This window comes from Neorhizobium alkalisoli (assembly GCF_002968635.1).
In the GTDB taxonomy this organism is placed as follows: Bacteria; Pseudomonadota; Alphaproteobacteria; order Rhizobiales; family Rhizobiaceae; genus Neorhizobium; species Neorhizobium alkalisoli.
Window position 1 is genome coordinate 228,894 of record NZ_PVBN01000007.1, and the last position, 17,049, is coordinate 245,942.

Below are 17,049 nucleotides of genomic sequence, written 5' to 3' on the forward strand. Positions count from 1 at the left end.
TTCGTTCGCACATAATTTGTGAGACACAGGCCGCCGTTGCGCCATTGCGATTTCAATCGATTTAAATATTGTCGCGACAACCATTGAGGATTGGATTTATGGATACTCGCGCATCTGGTAGCCCTGTTGCTCAGTCTCGGAATTTTATCACCCGCGAAAGGATTGGCGTCGCTTTGCTGTTCCTGATGAATGGCTTCATGGTCGGTGCCTGGGCTCCGAAAATTCCTGAATTTGCGACCCGTCTCGGTCTGAACGAAAGCGCGCTTGGTCTGATGATCCTGACATTTGGGCTCGGTTCCCTCGTCATGATGCCCCTCGCCGGCAGCCAGATCGCCCGCTTCGGATCGAGCCAGGTTTCGAAATGGACGGCGGTGCTCCTGACGCCGACGCTGCTGTTGCTGACCTGGGTCGGCAGTATCTGGACCGGTGCCGTCGCCATCTTCCTGTTCGGCGGTTTGATCGGCGCGATGGATGTCGCGATGAATGCCAATGCAGTGGCGGTTGAGAAACATATGCGGCGGGCCATCATGTCCTCCTGCCACGCCTTCTGGAGCCTCGGCGGCCTGATCGGCTCCTCGACCGGCGGCTTCCTTATCGAGTATATCGGCGTATCGGCTCACGCGATTCTCGTCACTCTCCTGGCTGTGCTGATGATCGTGGTCGCATGGCGGGTGGTGCTTCACGATGCGCCGCATCCGGATGAACACAAGCATGGCGGCAACCGGCTGCCGCGTTCACCTCTGCCGTGGCTGATCGGCATCATGGCGCTGTTCTGCATGATCCCGGAGGGCGCAATCCTGGATTGGGGCGCACTTTATCTGCGGAACGAACTGGCGGCTTCCGTCACGCTTTCAGGTTTTGCCTTCGCAGCCTTCTCGCTGACCATGGCAGTCATGCGCTTTGCCGGTGATCTTATACGCGACCGCTTCGGCGCGGTGAGGACTTTGCGCGTCTGTTGCGTGATCGCAATCCTGGGGCTTCTGCTGATTGGCTTTGCCGAAAACTCCGCCATGGCGATTGTCGGCTTTGCGCTGACAGGCATTGGGATCTCCAATATCGTGCCGATCGCCTTTTCCGCGGCAGGCAATCTGCCTGGGATGGCCGCCGGCGTCGGTCTCTCCGTGGTTACGACCATGGGCTATTCGGGTATCCTGGTGGCGCCCTCAGCGATCGGCGTCGTCGCGGAACATACCGGCCTTGCAATGATCTTCGTCGGTCTCTCGGTGCTGCTCGTCGTGGCGCTGTTCCTGTCCCCGCTCGCCCGGCACGCGGACAACGCCCATCACTAGGGGCGCAGTCGTGCGGCTGGCTGCATGGCGCGGTACGAGATAAACTGAGTGTCGTACCGGTTGACAAGCAGCCAGCCATACGCCACCTGAAAGGCGCTCCAACAGCCTAGGCAACGAGATACGCCATGTCTTCACCTGTCGAATACGATCCCAAGCCGCGCCGCGCCGCCGTTGCGGTCGATGTCGGTGGCGTCATCGTCGGCGGAGGCGCCCCGGTCGTTGTCCAGTCCATGACCAACACCGATACGGCGGATATCGATGCGACGGTGGCGCAGGTCGCCGCACTCTACAAGGCCGGGTCCGAAATCGTCCGTATCACAGTCGATCGCGACGAGAGCGCCGCTGCCGTCCCGAAGATTCGCGAGCGGCTGCTGCGTCTCGGCATGGACGTGCCGCTCGTCGGCGATTTCCATTATATCGGCCATAAGTTGCTGGCGGATCATCCCGCCTGCGCCGAGGCGCTGGCCAAATACCGCATCAATCCGGGCAATGTCGGTTTCAAGGACAAAAAAGACAAGCAGTTCGGTGACATCATCGAGATGGCGATCCGTTACGATAAGCCGGTGCGCATCGGCGTCAACTGGGGTTCACTCGACCAGGATCTCCTGACCACGCTGATGGACCGCAATGCGGCAGCCGGTTCGCCGTTGTCGGCCAGGCAGGTCATGCACGAGGCGATCGTCCAGTCGGCGCTGATTTCCGCCGAGCTCGCCGAGCAGATCGGTCTGCCGCGCAACCGTATCATCCTGTCGGCCAAGGTCAGCCAGGTGCAGGATCTGATTGCGGTCTATTCCATGCTTGCCGAGCGCTCCAACCATGCCCTGCATCTCGGCCTGACCGAAGCCGGCATGGGATCGAAGGGCATCGTCGCCTCGTCTGCGGCCATGGGTTATGTGCTGCAGCACGGGATCGGCGACACGATCCGCGTTTCGCTGACGCCGGAGCCAAACGGTGACCGCACCCGCGAGGTGCAGGTGGCGCAGGAACTGCTGCAGGTCATGGGTTTTCGCCAGTTCGTACCCGTTGTCGCCGCCTGTCCCGGTTGCGGGCGGACCACCTCGACGGTCTTCCAGGAACTCGCCCAGAACATCCAGAACGACCTGCGCAAGAACATGCCGGTCTGGCGCGAGAAATATCCGGGCGTCGAAGCGCTCAACGTCGCGGTCATGGGCTGTATCGTCAACGGGCCTGGCGAAAGCAAGCATGCCGATATCGGCATTTCGCTACCCGGCACCGGCGAAACACCGGCGGCCCCGGTTTTCATCGACGGCCAGAAGGCCATGACGCTGCGCGGCCCGAACATTGCCGCCGATTTCGAGAAACTCGTGATCGAGTATATCGAACAGCGCTTCGGGCACCGCTCGGCGGCGGAGTAGTTTATCTGCCCTGGAGGCTATGTCGGGCCAAGCTCAATGCGGTCGCGAACGAGTGAGCCTGCATCGAGAATGCCAGCCACCGACAAAAAGGGCTCCGGAGTGCCAAAGCCTGTCCTCGCTATTGCCGCAATTCGTGGTAAATGAGATGTCACCATTGACGACGGGGACTTCAACTTCATGCTTAAGAAAATCGCAATCGTCGCACTTTGCGCGACCTATCTCTCTGCCTGCACCACGACCGATCCGTACACGGGGGAACAGAAGGTTTCCAACACAGCTGGTGGTGCCGCGATCGGCGCTGGCCTCGGGGCGCTCGCCGGCGGGTTGACGGGCGGACGCCATGCGGGCCGCAACGCTCTGATCGGCGCCGGTATCGGTGCGCTGGCCGGGGGCGGGATTGGCGCCTATATGGACAATCAGGAAGCGGAACTGCGTGCCGAGCTTCAGGGCACGGGCGTTTCCGTGACGCGCGTCGGCGACCGCATCATCCTCAACATGCCGTCCAACATCACTTTTGCGACCGATCAGGACCAGGTGATCCCGCCGTTCTACAGGACGCTCGATTCCGTCGCGATCGTGCTCAACAAGTTCAATCGCACCTTGATCGACGTGAACGGTCACACGGATTCGACCGGCAGCCTTGCGCATAACCAGGGGCTGTCTGAACGTCGTGCCGCGTCGGTCGCCAACTATCTGGGAGGCCGCGGAGTCGACCAGCGTCGCATGTCGACGATGGGCTTTGGTCCGTCGCAACCGGTTGCTTCCAACGCGACCCCGGACGGCCGCGCGCAGAACCGCCGCGTCGAAGTGGCGATCGCTCCGATCACCCAGGGCTGATTTTTGAGAATCCTGACGAGCTGCTCAGATGCGGCTCGTCAGAAGCTTAAACCCGGCGACGCTATAGAAGACGGCCATTGTGCCTTCGATCCAGCGTGCGCGCTCCTGTAGCTCCGCAACGCGTGGGATGTGGAAAATACCATCGCATAGGTGGTGAAGACCGTCAGGCTGGACGTCATGCAGATGGCGATGATCAGGACGATTGCCGAGACCGGCGCGTTTTCCGGCAGACCGAGCGAAATGATCGCCAGCCAGGCAAAGATCGCCTTCGGATTGGTCAAGTGGATCATGTAACCGCGCAACCAGAGCTGGCGCGCCGTATAGTCCGTCCGGAGGTTGCCGATCGCGGCTTCCTCATCCGGCAGGCGTGCGGACTTATAGGCCTTCCAGGCGAGATAGATCAGGTAAAGTCCCCCGAGGACCTTCAAGATTTCCAGCGCGATCGCATAGTTGCGCAGCAGCGCCGCAAGGCCGAGCGCTGCTGCGCAGGCCCAGGTGAACGAACCGCAGCCGATACCGAGTGCGGTGATCAACCCGGCGCGCCGGCCTTGCGAGATCGAGGCGCCGATGATTGCAAAATTAGCCGGGCCGGGGCTTACGACGTTGATGATATAGGCGACATAGGCAGGCCACATATAGATCAGGATATCGGGCAAGATTTTCCCCCAGGCGTCAATTGTCTCGGCTAGCGATGAAGCGCGCCGCTTCCTGCAGAATAAGCGCCTTTTCACCGTACGGCGCAAGAAGGCCGACGGCCTCTCCGGTGAGAGCATCGAGCCTTTTTTCTGCCCAGTCCATGCCATGGAGACCGACCAGCGTTCCCTTGCCGCGCGCGGCATCCTTGCCGGCCGCTTTCCCAAGGGTAGCGGCATCGGAGGTGAGGTCGAGCAAGTCGTCTGCCAGTTGATAGGCAAGACCGATCTTCTGGCCGAAAAGACGAAGCCTTTCCCGATCGGCCGTTGGCGAACCGGCGACGATGGCGCCGGCTTCACAGGCAAACCGCAGCAGGGCGCCGGTCTTCATTGCCTGCAAGGTTACGATGCCGGCTTCATCCGGCGGGGATTTTTCTGCCGCGAGATCGAGCGCCTGGCCGCCTGCCATGCCGCCAGGACCTGCTGCGCGCGCCAGCGCCAGCACAAGCTCCGTCTTGAGCCTGTCCGCAAGCACGGTTTCCGGGGCGGCGATGATGTCGAACGCATAAGTCAGAAGGCTGTCGCCGGCGAGGATCGCCGTCGCTTCGTCGAAAGCCTTGTGCACCGTCGGCTGACCCCGCCGCAGGTCGTCGTCGTCCATGGCTGGAAGATCGTCGTGAATCAGAGAATAGCAATGCAGGCATTCGAGCGCCACGCCGACGCGGAGGGCGACCTCGGATGACCCTCCAAGGAGTGCTGCGCTTTCGCGCAGGAGAAACGGACGAAGCCGTTTTCCACCGTTCAGGGTGCCGTGCCGCATAGCTGCCATCAGGTGTGCCGGGCGGGAGATCTCGTCCGGGAGGGTGGCATCGGAAAGCATCGAAGAAAGCAAGGCTTCCGTCTCGGAAGCGCTTTGCCGCAAGTGCCGGTCAAATGCAGATTTGGTGTCCGTCATGGAGCGCTGTTTGGCATGCCGACCGTTGGCAGGCAACGGCGATTTACCAGTACATGGGAAGTTTCCGCGTCGGACTCGCCTTGGAAGCATTCAGCAGTTATGAAATCGCTAAGCATGGGATAAGCGGGATATTGGACATTACACCCGAACAGCACGCGGACGAAGAGGAGCCCGTCATGAGGACGCGGCGGGAGCGTCTGTTGTCCAATAGGCTGGCGCGTCGGCTTCTCTCGATTGCAGTCGTCCTTCTGGTGCTGCCTTACCTGCTGATCTTGGTCTACGCGGTTCCGTTCACTCGTCCCGTTTCGACCTTGATGCTCTCCGAACTGGCGCTCTTCCGCGGCTATGATCGGCGCTGGGTCAGCCTCGATGAGATCTCGCCCAATCTGGTGCGTTCGGTAATGATGTCGGAGGACGGGCAATTCTGCTTTCACGGCGGCGTTGACTGGGCCCAGATGCGCGGCGTGGTCGAGGATGCCCTGGACGGCGAAGCGACACGCGGAGCCAGCACGATCCCCATGCAGACGGTCAAGAACCTGTTCCTCTGGAATGGCCGCTCCTTCATTCGCAAAGGCCTCGAACTGCCTCTCGCAATCGGCGCCGACTTCGTATGGTCGAAGCGTCGGATGATGGAGATTTATCTCAACATTGCCGAATGGGGGCCCGGCATTTATGGGGCGGAGGCCGCCGCTCAACATCATTTCAAAGTGCCGGCCGCAAAGCTCAGCGCACGGCAGGCGGCGCTTCTGGCTGTGGCGCTCCCCAATCCCATAACCCGGGTTGCGGGCAAGCCCGGTCGGGGAATGCAGCGCTTGGCCGCGGTCGTCGAGCGCCGTGCGCGCAGCTCCGCCGACTATATCAAATGCATTTATGATTGAGTTCGCGCATTTTCATTAGTCGTCGCCCGGCAGGCCGCTTATAGGCAGGTAAAGCCACTGGAGGCGCCGTCGTGGAAAAACTCACCCTTTATATCGGTAACAAGAATTATTCGTCCTGGTCTTTCCGTCCCTGGATTGCGATGACGGCCGCGGGGATTTCCTTCGAGGACGTGGTGATCCCGTTCGATTTTCCGGCAGGGAACCCCAAGTTCAAGCCGATCTCGCCGACCGGCAAGGTGCCCGTGCTGCATCATGGGGACCTGCGCGTCTGGGAATCGCTGGCGATCATTGAATATGTGGCTGAGCTTTTCCCCGAAAAGCGCGTCTGGCCAAAAGCTGCGGCCGACCGGGCGGTAGCGCGGTCGATTTCCGTTGAGATGCTTGCCGGATTCACGGCACTGCGTAACGCCTGCCCGATGAATATCCGGCGGCCAAAGCGTAAAATCGACCTGGCCGAAGGCGTGATGGACGACGTTGCACGGATTTCCGCGATCTGGGGAGAATTGCGGGCGAAGTCCGGCGGGCCGTTTCTGTTCGGCGAGTTCTCCGCAGCGGACGCTATGTTTGCACCCGTCGTCAACCGTCTCGACGTCTATGATCTTGTGACGGATGCGGATACGCTTGCCTATATAGGTGCGATGAAATCCCACCCTGCTTGGCTCAAATGGCAGGAGGCTGCGCTCGCCGAGACGTGGATCGTGCCAGAAGACGAGGCATGAGCCGCCTATTTGCAAAAAATCCCGCCGGGGACTGGTCAAACCCCCGCAGGGCATGTATAAGCCGCCCAAATTTCCGAGATCGAGACATGCCCAATCGGCCTCAGTTCCGGCCGGGGATCATGTTTTGCACGAAAGTGGAGTAACGAAAATGGCTGTACCGAAGAGAAAAACGAGCCCGTCCAAGCGCGGTATGCGCCGCTCCGCCGACGCGCTCAAGGCTTCGACCTACGTCGAAGACAAGAACTCCGGCGAACTTCGCCGCCCGCACCACATCGACCTGAAGACCGGTATGTACCGTGGTCGCCAGGTTCTGACGCCGAAGGAAAACGCATAAGCGTTTTATCAGGCATGTTGCATGAGGGGCCGGCTTTGCCGGCCTTTTTTGTTTCAGCGATGTCTTGTTTTGTTTCAGCGATGCCTTGCGGAAAGCGCGGGCAGCCATCACAGTCCGGCCGACCAATCATTTAGCCTGGAGTCTGCCATGCTCGCTGCCCTGCCGTTGATGATCATTCCGTTCGTTCTCTACAATCTTGCGATGTTGGGAACGATGGGCGGGGGCGGAGTGGCCTCACTCGAAAACGTCGTGATCTCGCTGCGGATGCTCTCCGGTGCGGAGTGGACGATGACGCTGGGCGATGTTCTGATCGTCGTTGCGCTACTTTTTCTTTTCGTGGAAATCCTGAAGGCAAGCCGCAACGGTCGCGGCTCGCTTTTCAATCATATGCTTTCGATGCTAACCTTCGTCGGATATCTGACGGAATTCCTATTGGTCAAGGATGCTGCAACGCAGATATTCTTCATCCTGATGATCATCGCATTCATTGACGTCATCGGCGGCTTTGCCGTCGCGATCCGTTCGGCCGGGCGGGATGTGTCGATCGGGCTCTGATCAGAGATTGTCGAGCCGGCTCTGAAGGTTGCGGAGCTGTTCCTTCAGATCGTCTATATCTTTCGAATCCGTCTTCTTTGCAGCTGTGGCTGGCGGCTGACCCGTGAAAGGGGAGAACATCTGCACCGCCTGACGGAACATCTCAGTGTTTCGACGCACCTGCTCTTCCATCAACTGAATCGGCGCCTGCAGATTCTTGCTGAGCGGAGTGTCGCCGAAGGCCTTGGTCATCTGCTCCCGCATCTGCGTTTGCTGCTCTGTGAAAGCCTTCATCGAATGTTCGAGGAAAGTCGGCACGACCATCTGCATCTGGTCGCCGTAATAGGAAATCAACTGCCGGAGAAACGAGATCGGCAGCAGGGTATTTCCAGTCTTCGATTCCTGCTCGAAGATGATCTGCGTTAGAACGGAGTGAGTGATGTCCTCGCCTGTCTTGGCGTCCTGAACCAGGAATTCCTCGCCCTTCTTGACCATTTTCGCCAGGTCCTCCAGCGTCACGTAGGTGCTGGTGCCTGTATTGTAGAGGCGTCGGTTGGCATATTTCTTGATTATAATTTCGCCCTCGGTCTTCGCCATAATTGCCTCCTGCTCCCGTCAATATGGTTTGTTTTTGTCGATGGCATTGCGCTCCCAAGAGGAATGTAAGCCTAAATGAAGCAGACTGACAATCGATTTGTGCGGCGCGGCGATTGCTTTTTGTTGCGCAGCAAATCCGCGAAATCCCAAGACCATTTTGCAAAACGGCTTGCTGCTCTGCCCGGCGTTTGACTCTGCGGCCAAGCTTTGCCAGTCTCGTGAGCAATATCGAATAAGAGGAGACCTCCCATGGCTAATCCATCCATCGTGATCGCATCGGCTGCCCGCACTGCCGTCGGCTCATTCAACGGTGCCTTCGCCAACGTCCAGGCCCACGAACTCGGCGCGGCGGCGATCAAAGGCGCGCTCGCCCGCGCCGGTGTCGATGCGTCCGACGTGGACGAGGTCATCCTGGGGCAGGTGCTGCCGGCGGGCGAGGGCCAGAATCCAGCCCGCCAGGCTGCGATGAAAGCAGGTGTTCCGAAGGAGGCGACTGCTTGGGGGGTGAACCAACTTTGCGGTTCGGGCCTGCGTGCCGTGGCACTCGGAATGCAACAGATTGCCCTGGGCGACGCCAAGATCATCGTCGCAGGCGGGCAGGAGTCGATGTCCATGGCGCCGCACTGCGCCCACCTGCGCGGCGGCGTGAAGATGGGCGACTTCAAGATGGTCGATACGATGATCAAGGACGGGCTGACGGACGCATTCTTCGGCTATCACATGGGGATTACCGCGGAGAATATCGCCCGCCAGTGGCAGCTCTCCCGCGAAGAACAGGACCAGTTTGCGGTCTCCTCGCAAAACAAGGCGGAAGCTGCCCAAACCGCTGGCCGTTTCAGGGACGAGATCATTCCCTACGTCATTCAGACGAGAAAAGGCGACGTGACCGTCGATAACGACGAATATATCCGTGCCGGTACGACACTGGATGCCATGACAAAGCTCCGCCCGGCCTTCGACAAGGAAGGAACGGTCACTGCCGGCAACGCGTCCGGCCTCAACGACGGTGCGGCGGCGGCCGTGCTGATGACGGAAGAAGAAGCCATACGCCGAGGCATTACGCCCATGGTTCGTATCGCTTCCTGGGCTACCGCCGGGGTCGATCCGCAGATCATGGGCACCGGCCCGATTCCCGCTTCCCGCAAGGCGCTGGAGAGAGCCGGCTGGTCTGTCAATGATCTCGATCTTGTCGAGGCGAACGAAGCTTTCGCGGCGCAGGCTTGCGCAGTCAACAAGGACCTCGGCTGGGATACCTCGATCGTCAACGTCAACGGAGGCGCCATTGCCATCGGTCATCCGATCGGTGCGTCCGGCGCCCGCGTTCTCAACACGCTTCTCTTCGAAATGAAGCGTCGCGGCGCCAAGAAAGGTCTGGCAACGCTTTGCATCGGCGGCGGCATGGGTGTCGCCATGTGCCTCGAAGCAATGTGATCTTAGCCCACAACCCCGCTGGACGGACGCTGAGAGGCGGGGTTTGTCTTACGAAAATCCGTAAGCATCCGGTTACGCAAAGGACCGCATAACAAAGGGAAGGGAAGTTGCATGAGCAGGGTTGCATTGGTTTCGGGAGGAACGCGGGGTATCGGGGCGGCGATCTCTATTGCCCTGAAGGCGGCGGGTTATCAGGTGGCGGCCAGCTTTGCCGGGAATGAAGAGAAGGCAAAAGCTTTCTATGACGAAACGGGGATACCCGTCTTTAAATGGGACGTGTCAAGCTACCAGGCTTGCGTCGAAGGCATCGCCAGGGTCGAAGCCGAACTCGGGCCGGTCGACATCCTTGTGAACAATGCCGGCATCACGCGGGACGGCATGTTCCACAAGATGACCCCGGAACAGTGGAACGAGGTAATCGGCACCAATCTCACAGGTCTTTTCAACATGACGCATCCGATCTGGAGCGGGATGCGCGACCGAGGGTTTGGCCGGATCATCAATATTTCTTCCATCAACGGCCAGAAGGGCCAGATGGGGCAGGTGAATTATTCTGCGGCCAAGGCAGGGGATCTCGGTTTCACCAGGGCGCTTGCGCAGGAGGGAGCGGCGAAGAACATCACCGTCAATGCGATCTGCCCCGGATATATCGGCACGGAGATGGTGCGCGCCGTTCCGGAAAAGGTTCTCAACGAACGGATCATTCCGCAGATTCCGGTCGGTCGCCTTGGCGAACCGGAGGAGATAGCCCGCTGCGTTGTTTTCCTCGCTTCCGACGAAGCAGGTTTCATCACCGGTTCGACGCTTTCGGCGAACGGTGGCCAGTTCATGGCCGGATAATTCCGGCGTTAACCTTTGGCGGCACTTAGGTCGCATAAAGGCAGGCGATATCGCCTGCCTTTATGGTTAACATATTGTTATCACACTACATATTGCGGTGAACAAACCAGGAAGCAACCGATGTCGCCGATTCGTCAGCGATTCGTTCCGGCTTTGCTCCAAAGGTTAAGCCCGGCATCTTCCAGGCAAAGAAAAACCGGCGTCGGTTGCCCTCCGCCGGTCATCGATATTTCCCGCTCGTGCGGCTTAGCGGCAACGGGCCTCGTAGGTGCGGCCGTAACGGTCGCGGTAGACGCAATAACCACGGCGCTTTTCGGACTCGCCGATTGCTGCGCCGACGAGGCCGCCCGCGACAGCGCCGACTGCTGCGCCGCCCCAGCTATTGGTGACAGCACCGCCGATGACAGCACCGGTACCGGCACCGATTGCCGTGCCCCGTTCGGTGGATGTGCAAGAGGCGAGCGTGCCGATCATGCAGCCTACAACCAGAATCTTCTTCATGTGATTTCCCTTCCCTTTTAACGCACGGCTACGCCGTTTTTAGATCCTGCCCATCAGCAGCAGGATGATGATGATCAGTACTACGAGGCCCAATCCGCCGGACGGACCATAGCCCCAACCTCGGCTATAACCCCAATTCGGCAAAGCGCCAATGAGCAGTAAGATGAGGATGATGAGCAATATGGTTCCGAGCATGGCATTTTACTCCGCTAGGCAATCCGGTTCGGATGTGGCGAGGAAACGTGGCTTCGCGTTTTTTGTTCCAAGAGCGGGAACCGCGGCCTCTCACGTGTGGTTAACGGGTGTTAGGCAGGGTTAACGCGCGGCCCGGAAACTTGTTGTGGCGGTTGGTTGAACTCAGATTTTTAGACCCCGACGCATCATGGCACCTACTATATGTTGTGAGAACGAAACGGGAAAAAGGAAAGGTCTCTGATTCGTCAGCGATTCGTTCCGGCTTTGACCCGAAGGTTAATTCGATCAATCCGGTGCGGAGAGCGAACGCTCTACGGTTCATCAAAAATTAACCATATCAATATGTTGACTCTGACGTCTCTCTGTGGGTTTGGAGGGTTTTGCCCAGATGCTCACCAAAAGCGGTAAGAATCGAGGGCAGATTCAGGATGTCGTAGGGGCATGCGGACTCACATCAATATATAGCCGTGAACAAAGACTGAATCCTATTGAGTCTTCGATTCGTCTCTGATTCGTTCGCGTCTGTTCCTTGAGCGGTGAATTCCCGGCAGAAAGCAGGTGATATCGCGCTGAAAATCTCCTGCTGAACCTGCAAAACCGGATATGGAGGCTTGCCTTTATCTGAACGGATCTCCATGTGTGGCGGGGCCGGCGTTTTCCCTCTGTAGTGACCGGTCCATATATGTGCGCGGACCTAGGCTTTGAATTTTCAGCCCATGATGACCAGCGGGCGCGGCGTCACCGCCGTACTCGGACCTACCAATACCGGCAAGACGCATTACGCCATCGAGCGAATGGTTGCGCATGGTACGGGCGTGATCGGTCTTCCGCTGCGGCTTCTGGCGCGCGAGGTTTATACGCGGCTCGTGGAAAAAGTCGGCGTCTCCCAGGTGGCGCTGGTGACCGGCGAAGAGAAGATAACTCCGCCGAACGCCCGCTTTTCCGTTTGCACCGTCGAGGCAATGCCGCGCGAGACGAAGGCGTCGTTCGTCGCAATTGACGAAGTGCAATTGGCCGGCGATCTCGAGCGCGGACATATCTTTACGGATCGGATCCTGCACCTTCGTGGGCGCGACGAGACCCTCCTGCTCGGTGCCGCGACGATGCGGCCGATTCTCGAAAGGCTTTTGCCGGGCGTGACAATCGTCGAGCGCCCGCGCCTCTCCCAGCTCTTTTACGCGGGCCAGAAGAAGATTACCCGTCTGCCGCAGCGTTCTGCCATTGTGGCGTTTTCGGCCGACGAGGTCTATGCCATCGCCGAACTCATCCGACGCCAGCGCGGCGGAGCGGCCGTCGTCCTCGGTGCTCTCAGTCCACGCACCCGGAATGCGCAGGTCGGCCTCTACCAGTCGGGCGATGTCGAATATCTGGTCGCGACGGATGCGATCGGCATGGGTCTCAACCTGGACGTCGATCATGTCGCATTTGCTCAGGACCGGAAATTCGACGGGTACCAGTTCCGAAATCTCAACCCTGGAGAGCTTGGTCAGATCGCCGGCCGCGCAGGGCGACATGTCAGAGACGGAACCTTTGGCGTCACCGGTCAGGTTGCCCCCTTCGACGACGAATTGGTCGAGCGAATCGAAGGGCACCAATTCGATCAGGTGAAAGTGCTGCAGTGGCGTTCGAAGAACCTAGATTTTTCCTCGCTCAAGGCTTTGCGGGAGAGCCTCGACGCGTCGCCAACGGTCGCCGGTCTTACCCGTGCATTGCCCGCGACCGACAGCCAAGCCTTTGATCATCTTTCGAGATATCCGGAGATTCGGGATGCGGCGACGACGCCGGAGCGGGTCGAGAAACTGTGGGAAGCCTGCGCACTTCCGGATTATCGACGGATTGCGCCGGCGCAGCACGCGGACCTTATTTCGACTCTTTTTTCCGATCTTGTGCGCTTCGGAACTGTGAACGAAGACTTCATGGCGGAGCAGGTCCGCCGTGCCGACCGGACCGATGGCGAAATCGATACGCTATCGGCACGCATCGCACAAATTCGGACCTGGACCTATGTCTCGAACCGCCCCGGTTGGCTTGCCGATCCGACACACTGGCAAGAAAAGACGCGGGAAATCGAGGATAGGTTGTCGGACGCACTACATGAAAGGTTGACGAAACGCTTCGTTGATCGCAGGACATCTGTGCTCATGAAGCGCCTGAGAGAGAATGCTATGCTGGAAGCTGAAATCAGTGTGAATGGTGATGTCTTTGTGGAAGGACATCATGTCGGGCAGTTGGCGGGATTCCGCTTCACACCCGTCGCAGGGGCCGAGGGGCCGGATGCCAAGGCGGTGCAGGCGGCCGCCCAGAAGGCATTGGCTCTCGAATTCGAGGCACGCGCCGCGAGGCTCTATGCCTCCGGCAACGGCGATCTCGCCGTGGGATCCGACGGCTTCGTGCGCTGGCTCGGCGAGCCTGTTGCCCGGCTTACCGCGAGCGATCATATCATGCGTCCGCGGGTTATCCTGCTGGCGGACGAGCAGCTTACCGGCAACGCCCGCGATCATGTCGTTGCCCGCATCGAACGCTTCGTCAATCATCATATCGCTACGATCCTGAAGCCGCTCGATGACCTTTCGCGGGCCGAGGACCTGCAGGGTCTTGCGAAGGGGCTGGCTTTCCAGCTGGTTGAAAATCTGGGCGTGCTCTTCCGGCGTGATGTCGCCGAGGAAGTGAAATCGCTGGACCAGGACGCGCGCGCTTCGATGCGGCGGTACGGCATCCGGTTCGGCGCCTATCACGTCTTCATGCCGACACTCTTGAAGCCTGCTCCCGCAGAACTGATCACGCTTCTGTGGGCCTTGAAGAGCGACGGCCTGGACAAGCCTGGTTACGGCGATCTCATCCCCGCACTTGCCGCCGGCCGCACGTCGGTTGTCGCGGATCCGACCTTCGAACGCATGTTCTACAAACTGGCGGGCTTCCGCTTCCTCGGAAAGCGCGCGGTTCGTATCGATATTCTCGAGCGCCTGGCGGATCTCATCCGTCCGCTCCTTCAGTGGAAGCCGGGCAGCACACCGCGCCCGGAAGGCGCTTATGACGGCCGTCGGTTCACCACCACGACCGCGATGCTTTCGATTCTCGGTGCCACGCCGGACGACATGGAAGAAATCCTCAAGGGATTGGGCTACCGCGCGGACTCCGTAAAGGCGGAAGAGGCACAGGCTTTCCTGGCAGCTCAAGGCGGTGCGTCTGCCGATAGTGTAGCGCCGGCATCTGCCGAAGTTGCGCAGGAAACTGCGGAGGCCGACGACGCCGACGCTTCCGAAACGGCAGAGGTTGCGGCCGATACGCCTGCTGAACCGGTTCAATCCGAAGCTGCACCGGAAGCGACAGAGGAAACGCCCTCGGCAGATGCGGCGGATGCGGCAAAAGCTGTCGAACCCGAGGAGCCGAAGCCCGTACTTCTGTGGCGTCCCGGCGGCGGTCGGGACAACAACCAGAGGACCGGGCGCCAGCCGCATGGCGACCGTCGCGGTCACGGCGGCGGCCAACGCCAGCCCGGCGGCGAGGCTGCTCAAGGCGCCCAGGGGCGCCGTGACGATCGTCGGGATGGAGAGCGCCGGGAAGGACGCCCAAGTGGCGACCGCGATCATGAACGTCGCGACGGCGGCCGGCCGAACCGCGACAACAACAATCGCCGACCGGACAATAACCGTGGCGATCGGCCGAACCGTGGGGAGCGCCCGGAGGGTGGTCCGCGCCAAGATCGCAACGATCGCGGCAAAGGGTCGCAGCCGGCTCGCTTCGAGGCCAAGCCTCCGCGCAAGGAAAAGCCGATCGACCCGGATTCGCCCTTTGCAAAACTCGCTGCTCTCAAGGAGCAAATGAAGAAGTAACGCCATGACGGAAAAGGAGCCACAAGGCGGTTCGCGCCAGCGCATCGACAAGTGGCTCTTTTTTACTCGCATGGCCAAATCACGCTCCATCGCACAGGATCTCATCCGGTCGAACCATGTCCGTGTAAACGGAGAGATCGTTTCGCAACCCAGTTCCCAGGTGAAGCCGGGGGATCGTATCGATCTCACGCTCGAACGTCGCGATGTCGTGCTTGTGGTGAGGTCGGGCGGCGAAAGGCGCGGACCTTTCGAGGAGGCGCGGCTTCTCTACGAGGACCTCAGCCCTCCTCCGGAAGAGAGGGCAAGGCTGACGCTCTTCGAGCAGGCGCAGCGTGCGCAGGGAAGCGGGCGGCCCACCAAGAAGGAGCGCCGGGAAACCGACCGACTGTTTCCGGACGCAGACAGCGACTAGATTGGAAAAATCGCCTGCCGAGCCGTGGTTTTCGGAACGCTTTATCCTTGCTAAGCAAAGCCAAAGGCTTTACCTGACAGTCGAAAAGCCGGATTGCCTGCCTCCTGTCCTCTTTGCAGTTAGGGTTTCGCCTGTCCCGGCTTTTCGGCATGCCGGCGCTCCTCCTGTTGCCGACGTGCTGCTGATCCGAGATGTTGCTGGGGTGCCGCATGACGTATGTCGTGACCGACAATTGTATCCGTTGCAAATACACCGACTGTGTCGAGGTTTGCCCGGTCGATTGTTTTTATGAGGGTGAAAACTTCCTCGTCATTCATCCGGACGAATGCATCGATTGCGGCGTCTGCGAACCGGAATGTCCCGCCGAGGCAATCAAGCCGGACACCGAACCGGGCCTCGACAAATGGCTCAAGGTGAATGCGGAATTTGCGCAGATCTGGCCCAATATCACCGTCAAGCGCGATCCCTTGCCGGAAGCCAAGGAGATGGACGGCGTGTCGGACAAATACGAGCAGTTCTTCTCGCCCGAGCCGGGCAAGGGCGACTGATCCACGCGTCCGTCACATGGCGCGGCAGCGGTTTCGAATCGCTTTGCCTTTTTGTTGTGCACGCAGCGAGCGTGGCCTTGTGTGCACATGCAAAAGCAAATTATTGATTTCCGCACTTTTTTGTGGTAGGTAATAAGAACTGTTCCACAAGGTGGCACTCGCGTGCCCAAAAAACATCACGAAAGCAACAGATCATCCAAAACGCGGTACAAGTGACATTGCAACGCTTGAATGTTGGCGGTCGCAGTTCGCGAGATGGTCTGTTTTCGCGCGCGTTTGTCGGACCAGTATGGAGTGACCCGACGGTTTCCCCCGTCTCATCCGGGCCTGACAGACCCGGTTTCCCCGACCCGAAACACGGGTGAGTAATAGGGAGTTTGTGAAACGAATGACGACTCAGCAGAAGAAGAATTCTCCCGCGCGCCAAGGCTTCAAGACCGGTGAATCGATTGTCTACCCCGCTCATGGCGTGGGAACGATCACGGCCATCGAAGAGCAGGAAGTGGCGGGCATGAAGCTCGAACTTTTCGTAATCGATTTCGAGAAAGATAAGATGCGCCTCAAGGTGCCGGTCGCTAAGGCCGTAAGCATCGGCATGCGCAAATTGTCCGAAACGGATTTCGTCGAGCGTGCCCTCAAGGTTGTCCAGGGCAAGGCACGCGTGAAGCGCACCATGTGGTCGCGCCGCGCTCAGGAATATGATGCCAAGATCAACTCCGGTGATCTGATCTCTATCGCGGAAGTGGTGCGCGATCTCTATCGTGCCGAGAACCAGCCCGAGCAATCCTATTCCGAGCGTCAGCTCTATGAAGCTGCGCTCGACCGTATGGCTCGTGAAATCGCTGCCGTTAACAGAATGTCCGAAACGGAAGCCGTTCGCGTTGTCGAGATCAATCTTGCCAAGGGTCCCAAGCGCGGCAAGACCATCGAGGAAGACGAGGCTCAGGAAGAGGCGGCGTAACCTTTTACTGCGCCATATATTTTTAAAACCCGGCCTCCCAGCCGGGTTTTTTTATTGGAACTTTTTCCGTGCTGCAGCGTTGTCCCGCCGGGATGGCGAATTGCGTTGATGGCATCATTCGCGTCCGTGGGAAGCAGTGCGGGCGGATTTCAGGCTTTGTGGCCGGATGAATCCCCG

The 17,049-nt window shown here is 59.5% G+C and carries 18 protein-coding genes; 13 read left to right on the forward strand and 5 right to left on the reverse strand.

Annotated features, from left to right (window positions below; all coding sequences use genetic code 11):
* Positions 1-98 precede the first annotated feature (98 nt).
* From C5L13_RS17120 to C5L13_RS17130, 3 genes are all read left to right on the forward strand, one after another.
* Positions 99-1,289, forward strand: coding sequence for an MFS transporter (locus C5L13_RS17120; protein ID WP_105384499.1), 1,191 nt, complete (start codon positions 99-101; stop codon positions 1,287-1,289).
* Between the two features lie 125 nt (positions 1,290-1,414).
* Complete coding sequence (gene ispG, locus C5L13_RS17125; RefSeq protein ID WP_105384500.1) at positions 1,415-2,665, forward strand: flavodoxin-dependent (E)-4-hydroxy-3-methylbut-2-enyl-diphosphate synthase; 1,251 nt, start codon at positions 1,415-1,417, stop codon at positions 2,663-2,665.
* A gap of 177 nt (positions 2,666-2,842) precedes the next feature.
* Positions 2,843-3,502, forward strand: coding sequence for an OmpA family protein (locus C5L13_RS17130; protein ID WP_105384501.1), 660 nt, complete (start codon positions 2,843-2,845; stop codon positions 3,500-3,502).
* 38 nt (positions 3,503-3,540) lie between these two features.
* Here the strand turns inward: C5L13_RS17130 and C5L13_RS17135 are convergent, their stop codons facing one another.
* Together C5L13_RS17135 and C5L13_RS17140 are read right to left on the reverse strand one after the other, a co-directional pair.
* Positions 3,541-4,158, reverse strand: coding sequence for a LysE family translocator (locus C5L13_RS17135; RefSeq protein WP_342588184.1), 618 nt, complete (start codon positions 4,156-4,158; stop codon positions 3,541-3,543).
* Positions 4,159-4,174: 16 nt separating this feature from the next.
* The gene (locus tag C5L13_RS17140; RefSeq protein ID WP_105384571.1) at positions 4,175-5,089 is read right to left on the reverse strand and encodes a polyprenyl synthetase family protein; all 915 of its coding nucleotides are present in this window, start codon (positions 5,087-5,089) and stop codon (positions 4,175-4,177) included.
* Positions 5,090-5,265: 176 nt separating this feature from the next.
* Between C5L13_RS17140 and mtgA the strand changes: the two genes are divergently transcribed.
* The 4 genes from mtgA (at position 5,266) to C5L13_RS17160 (ending at position 7,575) form a co-directional block, all read left to right on the forward strand.
* Positions 5,266-5,967: a monofunctional biosynthetic peptidoglycan transglycosylase gene (gene mtgA, locus C5L13_RS17145; RefSeq protein ID WP_105384572.1), complete on the forward strand. Its 702-nt coding sequence runs from the start codon at positions 5,266-5,268 to the stop codon at positions 5,965-5,967.
* Positions 5,968-6,038: 71 nt separating this feature from the next.
* Complete coding sequence (locus tag C5L13_RS17150) at positions 6,039-6,686, forward strand: glutathione S-transferase family protein (protein WP_105384502.1); 648 nt, start codon at positions 6,039-6,041, stop codon at positions 6,684-6,686.
* Between the two features lie 148 nt (positions 6,687-6,834).
* Complete coding sequence (gene rpmF, locus C5L13_RS17155) at positions 6,835-7,020, forward strand: 50S ribosomal protein L32 (protein WP_025603474.1); 186 nt, start codon at positions 6,835-6,837, stop codon at positions 7,018-7,020.
* 147 nt (positions 7,021-7,167) lie between these two features.
* Complete coding sequence (locus C5L13_RS17160; RefSeq protein WP_105384503.1) at positions 7,168-7,575, forward strand: hypothetical protein; 408 nt, start codon at positions 7,168-7,170, stop codon at positions 7,573-7,575.
* On the opposite strand, the gene phaR is transcribed toward C5L13_RS17160, so the two are convergent.
* Entirely contained in the window at positions 7,576-8,151 is a 576-nt protein-coding gene (gene phaR, locus C5L13_RS17165; protein WP_105384504.1) for a polyhydroxyalkanoate synthesis repressor PhaR, read from the reverse strand.
* Positions 8,152-8,400: 249 nt separating this feature from the next.
* On the opposite strand from phaR, the gene C5L13_RS17170 reads away from it, so the two are divergent.
* Both C5L13_RS17170 and phbB read left to right on the forward strand, forming a co-directional pair.
* Positions 8,401-9,582: an acetyl-CoA C-acetyltransferase gene (locus tag C5L13_RS17170; protein WP_105384505.1), complete on the forward strand. Its 1,182-nt coding sequence runs from the start codon at positions 8,401-8,403 to the stop codon at positions 9,580-9,582.
* 111 nt (positions 9,583-9,693) lie between these two features.
* On the forward strand, positions 9,694-10,422 hold the full coding sequence (gene phbB / locus C5L13_RS17175) for a beta-ketoacyl-ACP reductase (protein ID WP_105384506.1): 729 nt from the start codon (positions 9,694-9,696) through the stop codon (positions 10,420-10,422).
* A 246-nt stretch (positions 10,423-10,668) separates the two neighbouring features.
* Here phbB and C5L13_RS17180 read toward each other — a convergent pair whose 3' ends face one another.
* Complete coding sequence (locus C5L13_RS17180; protein ID WP_105374654.1) at positions 10,669-10,923, reverse strand: YMGG-like glycine zipper-containing protein; 255 nt, start codon at positions 10,921-10,923, stop codon at positions 10,669-10,671.
* A gap of 39 nt (positions 10,924-10,962) precedes the next feature.
* Positions 10,963-11,118, reverse strand: coding sequence for a DUF3309 family protein (locus C5L13_RS17185; protein ID WP_105374655.1), 156 nt, complete (start codon positions 11,116-11,118; stop codon positions 10,963-10,965).
* Positions 11,119-11,834: 716 nt separating this feature from the next.
* On the opposite strand from C5L13_RS17185, the gene C5L13_RS17190 reads away from it, so the two are divergent.
* The 4 genes from C5L13_RS17190 to C5L13_RS17205 all read left to right on the forward strand — a co-directional run bounded on the left by C5L13_RS17190 (position 11,835) and on the right by C5L13_RS17205 (position 16,872).
* Positions 11,835-14,951 (forward strand): helicase-related protein, encoded by a 3,117-nt coding sequence (locus tag C5L13_RS17190; RefSeq protein ID WP_105384507.1) that lies wholly within the window; start codon positions 11,835-11,837, stop codon positions 14,949-14,951.
* A gap of 4 nt (positions 14,952-14,955) precedes the next feature.
* A complete protein-coding gene (locus C5L13_RS17195; RefSeq protein ID WP_105384508.1) occupies positions 14,956-15,363 on the forward strand; it encodes an RNA-binding S4 domain-containing protein in 408 nt (135 codons plus the stop codon).
* A 209-nt stretch (positions 15,364-15,572) separates the two neighbouring features.
* Positions 15,573-15,911 (forward strand): ferredoxin FdxA, encoded by a 339-nt coding sequence (fdxA, locus tag C5L13_RS17200; RefSeq protein WP_105384509.1) that lies wholly within the window; start codon positions 15,573-15,575, stop codon positions 15,909-15,911.
* Positions 15,912-16,299: 388 nt separating this feature from the next.
* Entirely contained in the window at positions 16,300-16,872 is a 573-nt protein-coding gene (locus C5L13_RS17205; RefSeq protein ID WP_105384510.1) for a CarD family transcriptional regulator, read from the forward strand.
* Positions 16,873-17,049 lie beyond the last annotated feature (177 nt).